Origin of the sequence: Corallococcus sp. AB049A, from assembly GCF_003668885.1 — a bacterium.
In the GTDB taxonomy this organism is placed as follows: domain Bacteria; phylum Myxococcota; class Myxococcia; order Myxococcales; family Myxococcaceae; genus Corallococcus; species Corallococcus interemptor.
The window spans coordinates 1-489 of sequence record NZ_RAWL01000962.1; the positions used below are offsets into that span (position 1 = coordinate 1).

The 489-nt window shown below is 56.6% G+C and carries 1 protein-coding gene; it reads right to left on the minus strand.

The window, feature by feature from the left end; genetic code table 11:
- Window positions 1-304: 304 nt before the first annotated feature.
- A partial coding sequence (locus D7X55_RS45070; RefSeq protein ID WP_233610418.1) for a hypothetical protein occupies window positions 305-489 on the minus strand: 185 nt, incomplete at its 5' end.

Consider the following 489-nt stretch of genomic DNA (forward strand, 5'->3'; position numbering starts at 1 on the left):
TCCCTATAGTATCGGGAGTCTTCATACTCGACAGGCCTGCGAGCATACTCTTGGTCACGAAGATGACGAGGGTCGTCTTCGTATGGTAATCGTCTACGGTCATACTCTCGATCGTATTCCCGATCCAAATAACGAGCTCGATCATAGTCGTATTCCTGGGGACGGCGGTACGGTGGGAGATCCTCACGACGGGACATACGGTCATAGTCATCCTCGTAGCGCCCTGACTCTTGTCTGGGCAGCTCCGACGATAGCAGAGGGACTCTCGGTGCGACATCCTGTGATTCAGCATCCAGTGGCCTCCTCAGATTTCTCTCATCATCAAGTTCTCGGCGTCCCGTAGTGTAAGGTGCGGGCTCTGGGGCTTCGGGACCCGTTTCTCTCCCAAGAAGTCTTCGATCGTCACGCTCTCGGCGTTCCTGTGCGTACTCTCCGCCGTATCGGTGAATGGCTCCCTCCCGAGGTCCCCGAGAGTTCCCAGGTCCGGAC